Annotated in this window: 14 protein-coding genes; 7 read left to right on the plus strand and 7 right to left on the minus strand. The window is 76.6% G+C overall.

Annotated features, from left to right (window positions below):
- Positions 1-60: 60 nt before the first annotated feature.
- From A3CO_RS0101460 to A3CO_RS0101470, 3 genes are all read left to right on the plus strand, one after another.
- Positions 61-1,461, plus strand: a complete 1,401-nt coding sequence (locus A3CO_RS0101460; protein ID WP_084681469.1) for a TIGR02677 family protein — start codon at positions 61-63, stop codon at positions 1,459-1,461.
- Positions 1,462-1,615: 154 nt separating this feature from the next.
- Entirely contained in the window at positions 1,616-2,776 is a 1,161-nt protein-coding gene (locus A3CO_RS0101465; RefSeq protein WP_018330459.1) for a TIGR02678 family protein, read from the plus strand.
- 96 nt (positions 2,777-2,872) lie between these two features.
- Entirely contained in the window at positions 2,873-3,304 is a 432-nt protein-coding gene (locus A3CO_RS0101470; RefSeq protein ID WP_018330460.1) for a hypothetical protein, read from the plus strand.
- Positions 3,305-3,357: 53 nt separating this feature from the next.
- Here A3CO_RS0101470 and A3CO_RS0101475 read toward each other — a convergent pair whose 3' ends face one another.
- Positions 3,358-4,122, minus strand: coding sequence for an EI24 domain-containing protein (locus A3CO_RS0101475; RefSeq protein ID WP_018330461.1), 765 nt, complete (start codon positions 4,120-4,122; stop codon positions 3,358-3,360).
- Positions 4,123-4,172: 50 nt separating this feature from the next.
- Between A3CO_RS0101475 and A3CO_RS29500 the strand changes: the two genes are divergently transcribed.
- On the plus strand, positions 4,173-5,066 hold the full coding sequence (locus A3CO_RS29500; protein ID WP_033413250.1) for a TroA family protein: 894 nt from the start codon (positions 4,173-4,175) through the stop codon (positions 5,064-5,066).
- Between the two features lie 3 nt (positions 5,067-5,069).
- Here the strand turns inward: A3CO_RS29500 and soxR are convergent, their stop codons facing one another.
- The 3 genes from soxR to A3CO_RS39290 form a co-directional block, all read right to left on the minus strand.
- Positions 5,070-5,513, minus strand: coding sequence for a redox-sensitive transcriptional activator SoxR (gene soxR, locus A3CO_RS0101485; RefSeq protein WP_018330462.1), 444 nt, complete (start codon positions 5,511-5,513; stop codon positions 5,070-5,072).
- Between the two features lie 291 nt (positions 5,514-5,804).
- On the minus strand, positions 5,805-6,203 hold the full coding sequence (locus tag A3CO_RS0101490) for a hypothetical protein (RefSeq protein ID WP_157646914.1): 399 nt from the start codon (positions 6,201-6,203) through the stop codon (positions 5,805-5,807).
- A gap of 16 nt (positions 6,204-6,219) precedes the next feature.
- Positions 6,220-7,365 carry a DUF2786 domain-containing protein gene (locus A3CO_RS39290; protein WP_018330464.1) on the minus strand — a complete coding sequence of 382 codons (1,146 nt, stop codon included), beginning with the start codon at positions 7,363-7,365 and terminating at the stop codon, positions 6,220-6,222.
- 164 nt (positions 7,366-7,529) lie between these two features.
- Here A3CO_RS39290 and A3CO_RS0101500 point away from each other — a divergent pair, with 164 nt between their 5' ends.
- Positions 7,530-9,386, plus strand: a complete 1,857-nt coding sequence (locus A3CO_RS0101500) for a hypothetical protein (RefSeq protein WP_157646915.1) — start codon at positions 7,530-7,532, stop codon at positions 9,384-9,386.
- 7 nt (positions 9,387-9,393) lie between these two features.
- Here A3CO_RS0101500 and A3CO_RS0101505 read toward each other — a convergent pair whose 3' ends face one another.
- The 3 genes from A3CO_RS0101505 to A3CO_RS29510 form a co-directional block, all read right to left on the minus strand.
- Entirely contained in the window at positions 9,394-10,179 is a 786-nt protein-coding gene (locus A3CO_RS0101505; protein WP_018330466.1) for an EcsC family protein, read from the minus strand.
- 86 nt (positions 10,180-10,265) lie between these two features.
- Positions 10,266-11,228 (minus strand): EcsC family protein, encoded by a 963-nt coding sequence (locus A3CO_RS0101510; protein ID WP_018330467.1) that lies wholly within the window; start codon positions 11,226-11,228, stop codon positions 10,266-10,268.
- The gene (locus tag A3CO_RS29510; protein WP_018330468.1) at positions 11,225-11,656 is read right to left on the minus strand and encodes a nucleoside/nucleotide kinase family protein; all 432 of its coding nucleotides are present in this window, start codon (positions 11,654-11,656) and stop codon (positions 11,225-11,227) included. The genes A3CO_RS0101510 and A3CO_RS29510 overlap by 4 nt, the downstream gene beginning before the upstream one ends.
- Positions 11,657-11,826: 170 nt before the next feature.
- On the opposite strand from A3CO_RS29510, the gene A3CO_RS0101520 reads away from it, so the two are divergent.
- Complete coding sequence (locus A3CO_RS0101520; RefSeq protein WP_018330469.1) at positions 11,827-12,528, plus strand: response regulator transcription factor; 702 nt, start codon at positions 11,827-11,829, stop codon at positions 12,526-12,528.
- On the plus strand, positions 12,525-13,964 hold the full coding sequence (locus A3CO_RS29515) for a sensor histidine kinase (RefSeq protein WP_018330470.1): 1,440 nt from the start codon (positions 12,525-12,527) through the stop codon (positions 13,962-13,964). Before A3CO_RS0101520 ends, A3CO_RS29515 begins: the two co-directional genes overlap by 4 nt.
- The last annotated feature ends 23 nt before the right edge of the window (positions 13,965-13,987 follow it).

Below are 13,987 nucleotides of genomic sequence, written 5' to 3' on the forward strand. Positions count from 1 at the left end.
CCGAGTCGCCGGACTACCGCTGGATCCTCGGGGTGTTCGCGGGGGACCTTCTTCGCGGAGCTGACGCCGGGGGAGGTCACCGCGCGGCTCGCGGAGACCGGGCACGAGCTGGACGAGCCCACCGTCAAGATCCGGCTCGACCAGCTGCGGGTGTGGGGCAACCTCGAGGTGTCGGCGTCGGTCGGGCAGGTCGGCACGGTCGAGGACTACTACCGTCGCCGCGACCGCTACCTGATCACCCGCGTCGGGCAGGAGGTGCACGACCTCGTCGAGGGCGTCCTCGCGCAGGTCGACGACGTGCGCGACGTGTCGCTCGGCCGGCTCGACCAGCTGCGCACCGCCCTGGAGGAGCTGGGCAGGCTCGACGCGGCGACCGCCCCGCCGGACCGGCTCGCCGCGGCCGTGCGGGCGGTGTTCGACCCGCACGTGGCGTTCTCCGCCGAGATCACCCAGTTCTTCGCCGCCATCAACCAGTGGCAGTCCCGCTTCGACCTCGACGAGGACGAGTTCGCCTTCTTCTCCGAGGTGCTGGTCGGCTACGTCGGCGAGCGGCTGGAGACCCTGCACCGCGCGGCCCGCCCGATCGCCGTCCTGCTCGGCGAGCTCGCACCCGTCGTCGGGACCCTGGTGGAGCGCGCGGCGGACGGCCTCGCGGCCCGGGTGGCCGCCGCCGGCCTGTCGACCGTCCGGGTGCGCCGCGCGCCCGGAGCGGCCGTCGCCGACTGGGAGAACCTGGCGTCGTGGTTCGTCTCGACGTCGGGCCGCCCGAGCCGCGTCCAGACGCTGGAGCGGGACGCGGTCGACGCCGTCCGGACCCTCACCCAGAACCTCACGCGGCTCTCCCGCACCGGGACGGCGGGGTCGTCGCGGCGGGTGGACTTCCTGCGGCTCGCGGGGTTCTTCGCGCACGCCCCGGCGCCGCGGGCGCACGAGCTCGCCGCGGCGGCGTTCGGGCTCTACGGCGCGCGCCACCTCGGCGGCGCCGGCGGCGACGACACCGACCCGGTGGACGCCGCCGTGTCGTGGTGGGACGCGCCGGTCGCGACGATCCCGGTGTCACTGCGCGAGCGGGGGGACACGACGAGCCGCGGTCGCACCTCGCGGGTGCAGGACCGCACGCAGGAGCGGCGGCACCTGCTCGCCCGGAAGGCGGAGGTCGAGAAGCGGGCCGCGGCGGCCCGGGCGGAGCTGCTCGAGGTGGGCGCCGCCGGGTTCACCGCCCGGCTCTCCGAGCCCGCGCTGCGGGAACTGCAGAAGGTGCTCACCCGCGCCGTCGCGGACCTCGGCCCGGCCTCGGCGTCGGGCAGGGGCGAGCGGAGCGACGGGGAGGTGGGGAGCATCGTCCTGGACGGCGTGCGCTGCGAGGTCCGCCGTGCCCCCGGTACGACGACGAGCGTGCCCACCCATGCGGGCGCGCTCCGCGTCGAGGGGCTGGCCCTGACGGTGGAGGCGGCGCCATGAGGGGCCGCATCCGTACGAACGGGCCGCTCAGCACGGTCGTCCGTGACGCCCGGCCCGTTCGTCCCGGTGGAGGCGGCGCCGTGAGCTCGTCCTCGGTGAACGAACGCAGCAGCTGTGCGCGCGGACGTGCCGCTCCTTCGGAACGGGTGGCCCCGTGAGCGCTCCCACGACCGACCCGCAGCGCGACGGCGAGCTCGTCGCGGCCACGCGGGCCCTGCTCGCCCGGCCGTGGCGCACCACGGAGACGGACCCGGACCTCGTCGCGTCGATCCGCCGTCATGCCGACGCGCTCGACGCGTGGTTCACGCAGGAGCTGAACTACCGGCTGGTGGTCACGGCGGACACCGCCCGGTTGGTGAAGACCGGGCACGTGCCCGCCGACCGGCCGCTGCGGACGGTCTCCGCGTCGCCCCGGCCGTTCACCTCCGCCGAGTACACGGCGTTGGCGCTGGTGCTGGCGGCGACGACGTCGGGTCCGGACCGCACGAGCCTGCGCGACCTGGTCAACGCGGTGCACTCCGCGGCGGCCGAGGCGGGGGTCGTGCTGGACACCGACGCGGCGTCGCGGCGGGCGCTCGTGACGGCGCTGCGCTGGCTGATCGCGCAGGGGATGCTCCGCGAGCTGGACCGCGGCGTGGCCCTGTACGAGCACGACGCGGACGCCGACGCGCTGCTCGAGGTGCGGCAGGACCGGATGGCGCTGCTGCCGACCGGCGCGGTGGTGGGCGCGGAGACACCCGACGAGCTGGTCGAGCGGGCCCGGGAACGCGGGTCGGCGGCCACGGCCGCGCGTCGACGGCTGGTGGAGGACCCGGTGGTGCTCGCGTCCGATCTCGACCCCGCGCGCTTCGCGGAACTGCGTCGCCGGGCCGGCGACGAGGGGCGGCGGATCGAGGCCCGGACCGGGCTCGTGCTCGAGGCGCGGGCCGAGGGGTTCGCGGCCCTCGACGTCGACGGCGGGTGCTCCGACGTCGCCTTCCCGACCGGCGGGACCCTGCCCCATGCGGCGTTGCTGCTGGTCAGCGAGCTGGTCTACCAGTTCCGGCCGGCGGACGACCCGGACGCGATCCCGTGGGCGTCGGTGCGCGAGGTGCTCGACGAGCTGGTCGCGGAGCACGGTCGGTACTGGTCGAAGGCGGCGCTCGCCGACCGCGACCGGTTCGCCGCCGACGTGCTCGCGCTGCTCGTCTCGATGCGCCTCGTCGCCGTGGCGGACGACGGCGCGGTGCGCGTGCTCCCCCCGGCGGCCCGGTACACCCCGGAGGTCACCGTCGTCGAGGGCGAGGACGTCGAGGAACAGCCGACGCTGCTGTAGTCCCTCCGTGGCAGCGAAGCGTCGTTGCTGTCATCCAGTGGCAGGAAAGCCACATCGTCGCCGTGGCTGTCGGGGGGTCGCCCTACCGTGCCGGACATGGACGTGATGGCACGGATCGCGGCAGCGGTCGAGCTCGGCCATGCCGGTGCCGTCGAGGAGGCCCGGCAGCAGTTGGTCGCGCTGTGGGCGGAGCCGGTGGTGCAGGCCGATCCGTTCCACCGGTGCGCGCTCGCCCACCATGCGGCCGATCTCGAGCCGGAGGTGGCCGACGAGCTCCGGTGGGACGTCCGGGCCCTGGCCGCGGCCGACGAGGTCGCGCGGGAGCGGGACACGCCGACCGACGTCGCGGCGTTCTACCCGTCGCTGCACCTCAATCTCGGCGATGCGTACCGGCGTGCCGAGGACCTCCCGGCTGCCCGCGAGCATCTCGCGCGGGCGCGGTCGTGCATCGACGTCCTTCCCGACGACGGGTACGGGCGGCTGATCCGAGGCGGGATCGACCGGCTCGCCGAGCGGCTGGGCGCGTGACGGGCGGCCGCGGTCCAGGTCGCGGGCTTTCGTGAGGGGAGGAATCGAGCGCTCTAGTGGCGCGAGGGTTCCCCTCGGGTGGCGAGCCCCGTCGGCTCGCCCCGCAGCTCCCGGGCCAGCAACGTGGCGGCGGCCGCGCCGACCGGCACCGCCACGATGCCGACCAGCGGGATCAGGCACAGCAGGTAGGTCGGCACCCCGACGGCCCAGGCGAGCAGCCGACGGGAGCGCACCAGCCGGCGTCGGGAGCCGAACCCCAGCCCCCGCCGCTCCAACGCCGGCGCGGTCAGCTCCAGCACCAGCAGCCGGCCGCCCACCAGTGCCGCGACCACCGGCACCGCCGTCTGCCCCACGACCGGCACGAACCCGGCCACGAACAGCGGGATCGCCACCAGCACCGACAGCCCCACGAGCAGCACCCCGTCGCGGACCGAGGCGAACCAGGACCGCCGCGGCCCCGCCGGGACCGACCCGACCGTGTCGTCGACGATCTCGGACAGCTTCTCGTAGAACGGCCCGCCGATCGCGAGCGTCACCGCCACGAACGTCAGCACCGCCACGAGGGCCACGGCGGCCACGAGCGCGATCCCGACGACGACCTCGGCCGCCTCGCGGGCGCCGGGCGACCAGTCGGCGGCGAACGGCGTGAGCAGCCCGACGAGATCGTCCAGGGACCACCCCAGGGCCACGAGGGCGACGAGGTAGAGCAGGGCCGTCACCGCCGCGGGCAGGGCTCCGAGGCGCAGCAGGCGCGGCGAGCGCAGCACCGTCGCCGCGCCGCGCGCGTAGAGCCGGAGACCGAGCAGCAGGTCGGACACGTCCGGATCGTCCCATCCGCCGGGCGCCCGGTGGGCCTAGCCTCGGGCCCATGCGGATCGCCTCGCTGCTGCCCGCCACCACCGAGATCGTGGCCGCCCTCGGGCGGGCCGACGACCTCGTCGCGATCACCTTCGAGTGCGACCACCCGCCCGGCCTCGCCGCACCCGTCGTCGTGCGGTCCGCGCTGGAGCCGGGGATGACCCCCGCCGCGATCGACCGGACGGTGCGCGAGCGGGCGGCGGCCGGTCTACCGATGTACGACCTCGACCGCGAGGCGCTCCGGGCGGCCGCGCCCGACGTCGTCCTCACCCAGGACCTGTGCGGGGTCTGCGCCCTGCCCGGCCACACCGTCGCGGCGGCGCTCGCCGAGATCGGTCTGCCCGACGTCGCCGTCCACTCCTTCGACCCGCTCACCCTCGACGAGGTCCTCGACGGCATCGCCGACCTCGCCGTCGCGATCGGTGCCGACGCCGAGCCCGTGCTCTCCGACCTGCGTCGACGGCTCGCCGTGCTCGACGCCGCGCTCGCCGACGTGGACCGCCCCCGCACCCTCGTCCTGGAGTGGACCGACCCGCCGTTCCTGCCCGGGCACTGGGTCCCCGAGCTCGTCCGTCGCGCGGGGGCCTGCCCGACGGCGGGTGCGGACGGCGGGCGCAGCCGCGCGGTGGCGTGGGAGGAGCTGGAGTCCCCGGACGCGGTCGTCGTCACCCCGTGCGGCTACGACCTCGACGGGGCCGTGGCGCAGGCCGGGCCGATCGTGGAGCGGCTCCCGGACGTGCCGGTCATCGCGATCGACTCGGCGGCGTACGTGGTGCGCGCCGGGCCGCGACTGGTCGACGGCATCGAGGCGCTCGCGCACGCCCTGCACCCGGATGCGGTGCCGGCGCCGGACGAGGTGCGCTGCGCGCACGTGAGCAGAAAGTGGGGCTATAGCCCCACTTAGTGCTCACATGCGGAGCACCCGTGGCCCCGGACCCGCCGCCCCCATCGTGTCGCCCGGGTTCACCAGCTGGCAGCGGTCGAGGGACAGGCAGCCGCACCCGATGCAGCCGGCGAAGTCGTCCCGGAGCTGCTCGAGCCGCCGGATGCGCTCGTCGAGCTCGGCGCGCCACGAGGCGGAGAGCCGCTCCCAGTCGGCGCGGGTCGGGGTCCGCGAGTCGGGCAGCTCGTCGAGCGCGGCCCGGACCTCGGCGAGCGGGACGCCGACGCGCTGCGCGATCCGGATGAACGCGATACGCCGCAGGACGTCGCGGCGGAACCGGCGCTGGTTGCCGGCGGTGCGGCGGCTCGAGATCAGGCCCTCGCGCTCGTAGAAGTGCAGGGCGGAGACGGCGACCCCGCTGCGCTGCGCGACCTCCCCGACGGACAGCTCGCCGTGGCCTGGCGTCATGGTCCCGACGGTGGACCTCGACGAAGGTGGCGGTCAAGGAATCCGGGCGGGGGACCGGACGCACCACACGTCCGGTCCCCCGACCCGCCCCGGCCGGGGATGGCGGACCCCCCGGTCCCGCCCCCGGCCGGATCCGCCGCGTGACGGCGGATGTCCCCCGGGTGGTGGGCAGCGGCTCGCCCTGCGCCCACCGGAGACCCAACGGGCGGGGCGCCACCGGATCACGGTCCGCGACCCGATGTCGCCGGGACGGATGAACCGGACCGTCCGACCAACGTGTCCGCGCGTCGGTCAATCGTGTGCGGCGAGCAGGCGCACCGTGGCCAGCGCGACGTCCTCGGTGGTGGCGCCCGTCGCCGCGGCCCACTCCGACGCGGGCGCCGCCGTGCCGAGGGCGCCCGCGAGACCCGGTCCCGACGACGACGGCAGGTCGGCCAGGACGGCGTCGCACGCCGCGAGGATCTCGGTCCGACGGCGGGCGAGGTGCTCGGCGAGCACGCCCCGCAGCTCGGCGAGCGCCTCCTCCCGGCCGTCGGCGAGGTCGGCCGCGGCCCGGCGGAGCAGGGCCTGCAGGGTCGCCGCGGGGAGACCGCGCCCGGTGTCGGCGCGCTCCTCCGGCGCGGTCACCCCGCGCCTGGCGTCCCGCTTGCGCTGTTTGGCTGCACGGCGCTCGCGGTTCGACAGACCCATGCGCCGATGGTGGCAGCTACTCGTGCAGCGCCTCCCGGCCCACCCGCAGGCTCGCCGCGTCGGCCGCCTCCCGGCCCGCCCGCCAGCCCGCGGCGTTGCCGACCGAGAACCGCTTCGTGGTCAACCGGGGGAAGAGCTCGGCGACGGTGCGCTCCACGACCTCCCCGCGCGCCGCGAGCACCGGCAGCAGGGCGTCCCCGCTCTCCGCGCGGGCGGCCGCCTCCGCCGCCTCGCCCGCCGCCCGCAGGCGCTCGCCGATCCGCGTGGCGTAGGAGAGCAGGAAGGCGTGCCGGAACGAGCGGGTGCGCGATCCGCTCCCCGCCCCCGCCATCGCCCGTCCGGCCTGGACCAGCAGCGAGGTGGTGAGCAGTTCGACGGTGTCGAGGTCGGTCGGGTGGCCGACGACCGTCACGAGGTCCAGCGCGTCCAGGCTGACCGCCCGGCACCGGTTCGCGCCGGCGACCTGGTGGCACAGCGAGGACTTCGCCGAGGTGTAGGGCAGGTCGAGCCAGAGCCGGCGCACACCCGCCGTCGGGACGGCCTCCGCGGCGCCGGTGACCGTCGCAGCCGCGAGGGCGTGGCGGGCCATGAGCTCCTGGGCCTTGGCCGAGAGGGCCTCGGCCTCCTCCGCGAACGTGGTCGACTCCGCCTTGGCCAGCAGGCCGCGCACCCGCGCGAGGACCTTCGGGTCGATCCCGGACGTGTCCGGTTCCACGGCCGGCGCCGCGGGCAGCGGGGGCAGGGACAGCATCGTCCCGACGAGGCGCAGGACCGCCCCGAGACCGTCGACACCGGTCCGCGCGCGCCAGCTCGTCAGCAGGGGGACGTCCCCCGGGACCGTCTCGACGCCCGTGCGCCACGTGGCGGGCCGTCGCACCGCGTCCGTGGCAACGAGCTCGGCGGCCAGCGGCGCGGTGGTGGCACCGATCCGGCGCCGGACGACCTCGACGAGGTCACGCGGGGTCCAGCCCCGGGCCCAGAGCGGGTCGACCGCGTCGAGCATCGCCCGCTCGGCCGCCGGGTCCAGCGCGGCGTCCGGGACCCGGCCGGCGAGGACGGCGCGGGCCCCCGCGAGCGCGTCGGGCGTGAGCGGCCGCCGGGCCAGCTCGGTGATCAGCGCGGCCGCCACGGCGACCTGGTCTCGGGACTCGTACGCGGCCATCGGGCTCCGATCATCGTCGTCACGGGCTCGGACTCCACGACGCACCCCACGGTTCCGGCGGATGATGAACTTGAGCCGAATCGCGGACGGCCCTGCGCCGTTGAGCCCCCGGGAGGTGGGTCGCAGTGACGGCGATGGCGGAACGGAGCCGGACGGGGGACGACGTGTCCGGACCGACGGAGGTCTCCGGGGCGGACCTGGCCGTCCCCACCACCGCGGTGCGCCCGGCGGGGCCGCCGCCCCCGCACCGCACGGTGCTCGCCCGTCTCGACGACGGCCCGCTCGTGGTCACCGGGCTCGACGCCGAGCACCGCACCACCCTCGTCGAGGGCCTGCGCGCGGACGGCCGCCGGGTCCGCGTCGTCGCCCCGACCCCCGCGCTGGCCCGCGCCTGGCGCGCCGCCCTGGGCGAGGAGCCGCTGCGCTCCCACCGGGTCGCGGCCGGGGTCGTGGGCTCGGTCGAGGAGGTCGCCCAACAGCTCGCCGCGGCCCCGCAGGACGCCTGGCTCACCGCGCTGCTCGGGCCGGACGACCCGCTCGACCCGCCCACCGCCACCGGCCCCACCCCGCCCCTCGACGCCGCCGAACTCGCCGACCTGCGCCGGCTGCTCGTCGCCGAGCACGGTGAGCCCGGTCGGTCGGAGCCGCCCACGCTCGACCCGGCCCGCCGCCACCAGGTCCTCCCGCCGCCCGCCGAGCTGCCGCCCGAGCCGCACGTCGAGCAGCTGGCCGCCGAGCTGCTCGACGTCGTCGGGCCTGCCGGCTCTCCCGCGCGCGAGTCCTCCCGCCCCCTCATCGCGGCGCTCGCCTGTCTGCCGCCGGACGCCGCCGTCGCCCTGGGGCCCGCGCTCGTGCGGATCGACGCCGCCGTGGTCGCCCTCGGCCGCGGCGGCGAGGACGCGGCGTGGGCGCGCGCCACGATCGACGCCGTCCTCGACGGTCGCGCGGCCGCGGCCTGGACCCGGGCCACCGCGGCCCTCGCCGCCGTCGACCGCGTCCCCGACCTCGACCGGGGCTGCGGCCCCGCGCAGGTCCGCGTCACCGACGACGCCGTCGCCCCGGAGGCCGCCGCGGCCACCTTCGACGCCCTCGCGGCCTTCCTGACGGCGGGTGGGTCGCTCCGCCGGATGTTCAAGTCCGAGGAGCAGCGCGCCGTGGAGGCCGTGCTCCCGTCGCTCGCGATCAACCGCGTCGACCCGATGACCGCCGAGGGCGCCGCGGCCGTCGCGGACCACCTGCGGCTGCGCCACGTGGAGGCGACCGTCGTGGCGGCCCTCGCGCCTCTCGGCCGGGTGGTGCGCCCCGCCGAGCAGCGGGCCCTCGTGGTGCACCGGCTGCTGTCGCTGCGCGAGATCGGCCGCCGCATCACCGGCGTCCTCGACGCCGTCGGCGTGCTGCGCGGCCTGCTCGTGGGGCTTCCGTCCGACGTCCGGCCCCCGACCGACTCGCTGCCCGCGGTCGGCCGGATCGTCGCGACCGGGCGCCAGCTCACCGCGCGGCCGAGCGTCGACCTCGCCCGCCGCGAGCTCGGCGACGTCGTCGCCCGCCTGCAGGACGGCCGGCTCCCCGCCGAGCAGGCCCCGGAACTGCGCGCGACGCTCGCCGCCCTGCTCCGCCTCGACGTCGACGGCTACGCCGAGGCGGCCGACGACGTGGACGCCGCCCGCGAGGAGCAGCGGGACCTCCGGCGCTCCGACCAGCTCGTGGCCCGGCTCGCCGAGTGGCCCGCGCTGCTCGAGGCGCTCGACGCCGACACCTCCGACGCCACGTGGGTGCCGCGCGAGCAGCGCTGGTCCCAGGCCTGGTCCCACCGGCGCGCGGCCGCCTGGCTCGCCCGTCAGGAGCCGGTGGACTCCGTGGTCACGGTGCCGTCGCTGCTCGGTGACGCCGCGGACGTCGACCTGCTCGTCGTGGGGCCGCTGCGCGACGAGGTGCCGCCGGGCTTCGAGCTCCCGGAACGCGTCGCGGACCTCCCCGGCTTCCCCGACGACGGGTTGCGCCTGCTGGTGCTGCCGGCCTGACCGCGACCTACGAGACCGCGGCCAGCGACCCGTCGTCGGGAAGGGCGTACTTCTCGCGGAGGAACCGCTCGGTGTAGAGGTGCTCCGCGGCCTCGAGGACGTTCCCGACCTGGCGGGCCGAGAGCCACACGCCGAGCCCGATGCCGATGGCGGGCAGCGGCCGGACCACGACGGGCGGGGCAGGGGCGAGGCCCGCGGCGAGGACGGCGAGGGCGAACTCGCGCTCGTCGGGTTCGGCGCAGTCGTAGCCGTAGTGCGCGGCGACGCGGGCGACGGCCCGGGCGCAGGTCGCCGTGGTGAGCACGGTGTCCAGGGCGAGGGCGGCGACCCCCGCGACGAGGCCGGTCGCGGCCCCGGACGCCCCGGCCGCGGCGCCGGCGGCCGCGCCGCCGAGACCGCCCCGCAGGCCCGCGGCGGCCACGTGCACCCGGCCCAGGGAGCCCCGGACGGCGCGGAGGTCGTCGACGTCGAGGTGGCGCAGGTCGGTCAGGGCGGTGACCTCGTGCCCGGCCTCGACGAGCACGGCCAGGACCCGGTCGGCCCGCCCCGCGGTCCACCAGCCGAGGGCCAGTCCGGCCTCGCGCAGGGGCTCGCCCACGACGCCGACCACCGCGGTCTCGACGAGCTGGTCGACGATCCCCGCACCGGGGACGTGCCGCAGCCCGCTCACGACCCACGAGCCGAGGCGGCCCCACCACCCCGGCCCGGCGTCGGCCCGCGACCGCCACCGCTCCACGGCGTCCCAGGCGCGCGCGTCCCCGTCGGACATGCAGCCGACCCCCGCCACGATCACGGACCGGACGGTAGGGAGGTCGGAGGGCGACGCCGTGGAGGACATGTGGCCGGCGGGTGAACCGGCGGTATCGCTCCAGGGGCGGACTATCCGACGGTGACCCAGTCGGGTGGATCCTGGGCGAACGGCACGTCGTACTTCTCGTGCAGGAAGCGCTCGCGGTAGAGGTGCTCGGCGGCGTCGACGACCCGGCCGAGCAGGCGTGCCGAGAGCGCGGCGCCGATGCCGATCCCGACGACGGGGACGAGCTGCGCGAGCTCCCGCTGCCCGATCTGGGAGAGCAGCCGCTGGTGCACCGCGGCCGCGAGCCGGCGGAGCTGACGCTGCCGGCGCTTCTTCTTGACGCCCTCGGCGGCCTGGCTGATGAGACCGGAGACCTCCTCGTAGGCCTCGGGGGCGTCGGCCTCGCTGGACAGCCCGACGGCGAGGATCGCCAGCGCGAGCACCTGCTCGGAGCGCTTGGTGACGTCGTAGCCGTAGTACGCCCCGACGTGCGCGACCGCCCGGGTGCACGTGGCCACCGTGAGCAGCGCGTCGCCGGTCAGCGAGGCCGCGATGACGGCGACCCCCGGCAGCCCGCCGATCCCGAGCAGCGACGCCCCGCCGGTGACCGCGGTGGCCCCGGAGGTGAGCAGCAGCGACGTCGTGCCGCCCTGGATCGCGGCGAAGGCCGGGTAGGCGAGGTCGAGGCGCGGCATCGCGGCCTGGACGTCGGTGACCTCGAGCCGCCGGATGTCCTTGAAGTCGGTGACGTCGTGGCCGAGGTCGCGGTAGCGGGCGAACACGCTGTCGCGGCGGACCGTCGCGGCCCCCGCCCCGGCGCCGGCGGCGGCCAGCTGGTGCAGGACGTCGTGCACCCCGTCGTCGACCTGCTGGATGCCCGGGACCCGGCGCAGGCCCGACTGCACCAGCGCGCGGATCTCCCCGACCGAGTCGCGCAGCGGGGAGAGCAGCGGACTCGCCGAGGTGACGCGTTCCTTCCACTCCTGCACCTCGCGCCACTGGTCGGCGTCGGTGTGGGGAGCGGCTTCCGTGGTCTGGGCCGTCACGTCACGGACGGTACCCATTTCCCGCCGTCGTACGTCACGACGACGTCCACGGCGGCCCGGGTGCCCTCGCTCGCCGCGAGGGCCTGCTCCTGCCGTTCGAAGGCGGCGCGGTGCGGCGCGTAGGTGGCCCAGTCCTCGCGGCCCCGCAGCCGGGCGCCCCGGTCCGCGGCCGGGGCGTCGACCCACACCGACAGCGACGCGGCGTCCCGCAGCGGGCGTGCCGCCGCGCCGACGCCCTCGAGGACCAGCAGCCCGGACACCACCCGCCGTCGGGACGGGGCGACCTCACCGCGGCGCCAGTCCCAGGGCGCGACCTCGGGGACGTCGCCCCGGCGCAGTGGCTCCAGCAGCTGGTCGGCGGCCCGGACGGGGCCGGCCGCGAGCCCGTCCCAGCCGAGGTAGAAGGGCTCGATCGACTGGACGGTCACCTGGCGATCGGCGCGGCGCAGCGCGCGCGCCAGCGTCGTCTTGCCGGCGCCGGAGAAACCGTCGATGACGACGAGGACGGTCGACCCGACCCGCCGTCGGGACGCGCGGGCACGGGCGAGCAGGCCGGCGGGAGAGGTGGGGTCGATGCCGCTCAGGCTAGTGGCGCGGCATGCTGGTCGGCGTGCCGCAGAAAGTACTGGTCGCCGACGACGACCGGGCCATCCGGGAGTCGCTGGCCCGCGCGCTCGAGCTCGAGGGTTACGACGTGGTGCCCGTGGTCGACGGCGTGGAGTCGCTCACCCGGGTGCGCCACGAGAGCTTCGACGCGCTCGTGCTCGACGTGATGATGCCGGGCGTCGACGGGCTCGCGGTGTGTCGCGTGCTGCGCGCCGACGGCGACCGCACGCCGGTGCTCATGCTCACCGCGCGCCAGGAGACCGCCGACCGGGTGGCCGGGCTCGACGCGGGCGCCGACGACTACCTGCCCAAGCCGTTCGAGCTCGACGAGCTGCTGGCCCGGCTCCGGGCGCTGTTGCGGCGGGCCTCGTTCGCGACCGCCGAGGAGGAGCGCGGCGCGCTGCGGGTCGGTGCGCTGCACGTCGATCCGGCGGCCCGGCGGGCCTGGTGGGCCGACGAGGAACTGGCGCTGTCCAAGACCGAGTTCGACCTGCTGGAGCTGCTGGTCCGCAACGAGGGCATCGTGCTCGACCACACCACCGTCTACGAGCGCATCTGGGGCTACGACTTCGGGTCGGAGTCCAAGAACCTCGCGGTCTACGTCGGCTATCTGCGTCGCAAGCTGACCGCGGCGGGCGCGCCGGCGGTGATCCACACCGTGCGCGGTGTCGGCTACACGGTGCGTCGGCCGTGAGTCTGCGGACGCGGTTCGCGTTGGCGTTCGCGCTGGTCAGCGTGGTCGTCGCGGGGCTGGTGGGGGTGTTGAGCTACCACGCGGCGGCGGAGCGGATCACCCAGGCGACCGACACCACCCTGGCCGCCGCCACCACGGCGGTGGCCGACGGGCAGACCGGCGTCCTGGCGCCGATCGCCCCGCCGGTCCCGGACGACGGGCCGCGTCCCCGCCCGCCCCGCGGGGACGACCACGGCCGGTTGCAGGAGCTCGTCGGTCGCCGCATCGCCGCGGACGGCACGGTCACGTTCCTCGGCGGCCGCGACGTCGCGCTCCCGGTCACCGGCGGCGCGCGCGCCCTCGCGGCCACGTCGGTCGCGGGGGTCACCAACACCGTCGAGACGACCGTCGGGGAGGACACCTACCGCGTGCTCACCACCTCCGAGGGCGGCGGGCAGGGCGCCTGGCAGGTGGCCATGGACGTCGACCTGAGCCACCGGGTGCTGCGCGGCATGGCGAACGAGATCGCGCTGGTGAGCCTCGGGGTGCTGGTGGTCGCGGCCGGCGCGGGCTGGCTGGTGGCGCGGCGCATCACCCGCCGGCTGGAGCGGCTGACCGGGCTCGCCGAGCAGGTGACGGCCCGGGGCGGGACGTCGGCGGACCTGCCGGTCGACGGCCGTGACGAGGTCGGGCGGCTCTCCGCCTCCTTCACCACGATGGTCGGTCGCCTCGCGGCCTCGCGGGAGGCGCAGGACCGGCTCGTGCAGGACGCCGCCCACGAGCTGCGCACCCCGCTGACCAGCCTGCGCACCAACACCAGCGTGCTCCGGCGCTTCGCGGAGCTCTCGCCCGAGGCGCGGGAGCGGCTGCTCGCCGACGTCCAGGGCGAGACCCGCGAGCTCTCCCACCTGGTCGACGAGCTGGTCGCGCTCGCGCTCTCCGGCGGCGACACCGAGGACCCCGAGGAGACTGTGGACCTCGACGCCCTGGTGCGGCGGGCGGCGGCGCGGGTCGACCGGCGCACCGGCCGGGAGGTCACCGTGACCTCCGACGGGTCCGTCGTGCGTGGCTTCCCGGCCGCGCTGGAGCGGGCGGTCGGGAACCTCCTGGAGAACGCCGCGAAGTTCGACGCCTCCTCCCGGCCGCTGGAGCTCCGGGTGCGGGCCGGCGGCGTGACGGTCCGCGACCACGGGCCGGGTATCGACGTCGGCGACGTCGAGCGGGTCTTCGACCGCTTCTACCGTGCCCCGGCGGCCCGCGGGCTGCCCGGCTCCGGTCTCGGCCTCGCGATCGTGCGCGACGTCGCCGAGCGGCACGGCGGCGAGGCGTTCGTGACCGCCCCCGCCGGTGGCGGCGCCCAGGTCGGCTTCACCGTCGCGGCCGAGCGCCTCTTACCCGACTCCGAAGCGGGCCACGTCGACGCTTCACCGCAGGACACGACCGTAGGAGGCACCTGATCGACCCGCCGTGGGTCGGTCGC

Source organism: Actinomycetospora chiangmaiensis DSM 45062 (genome assembly GCF_000379625.1).
In the GTDB taxonomy this organism is placed as follows: Bacteria; Actinomycetota; Actinomycetes; order Mycobacteriales; family Pseudonocardiaceae; genus Actinomycetospora; species Actinomycetospora chiangmaiensis.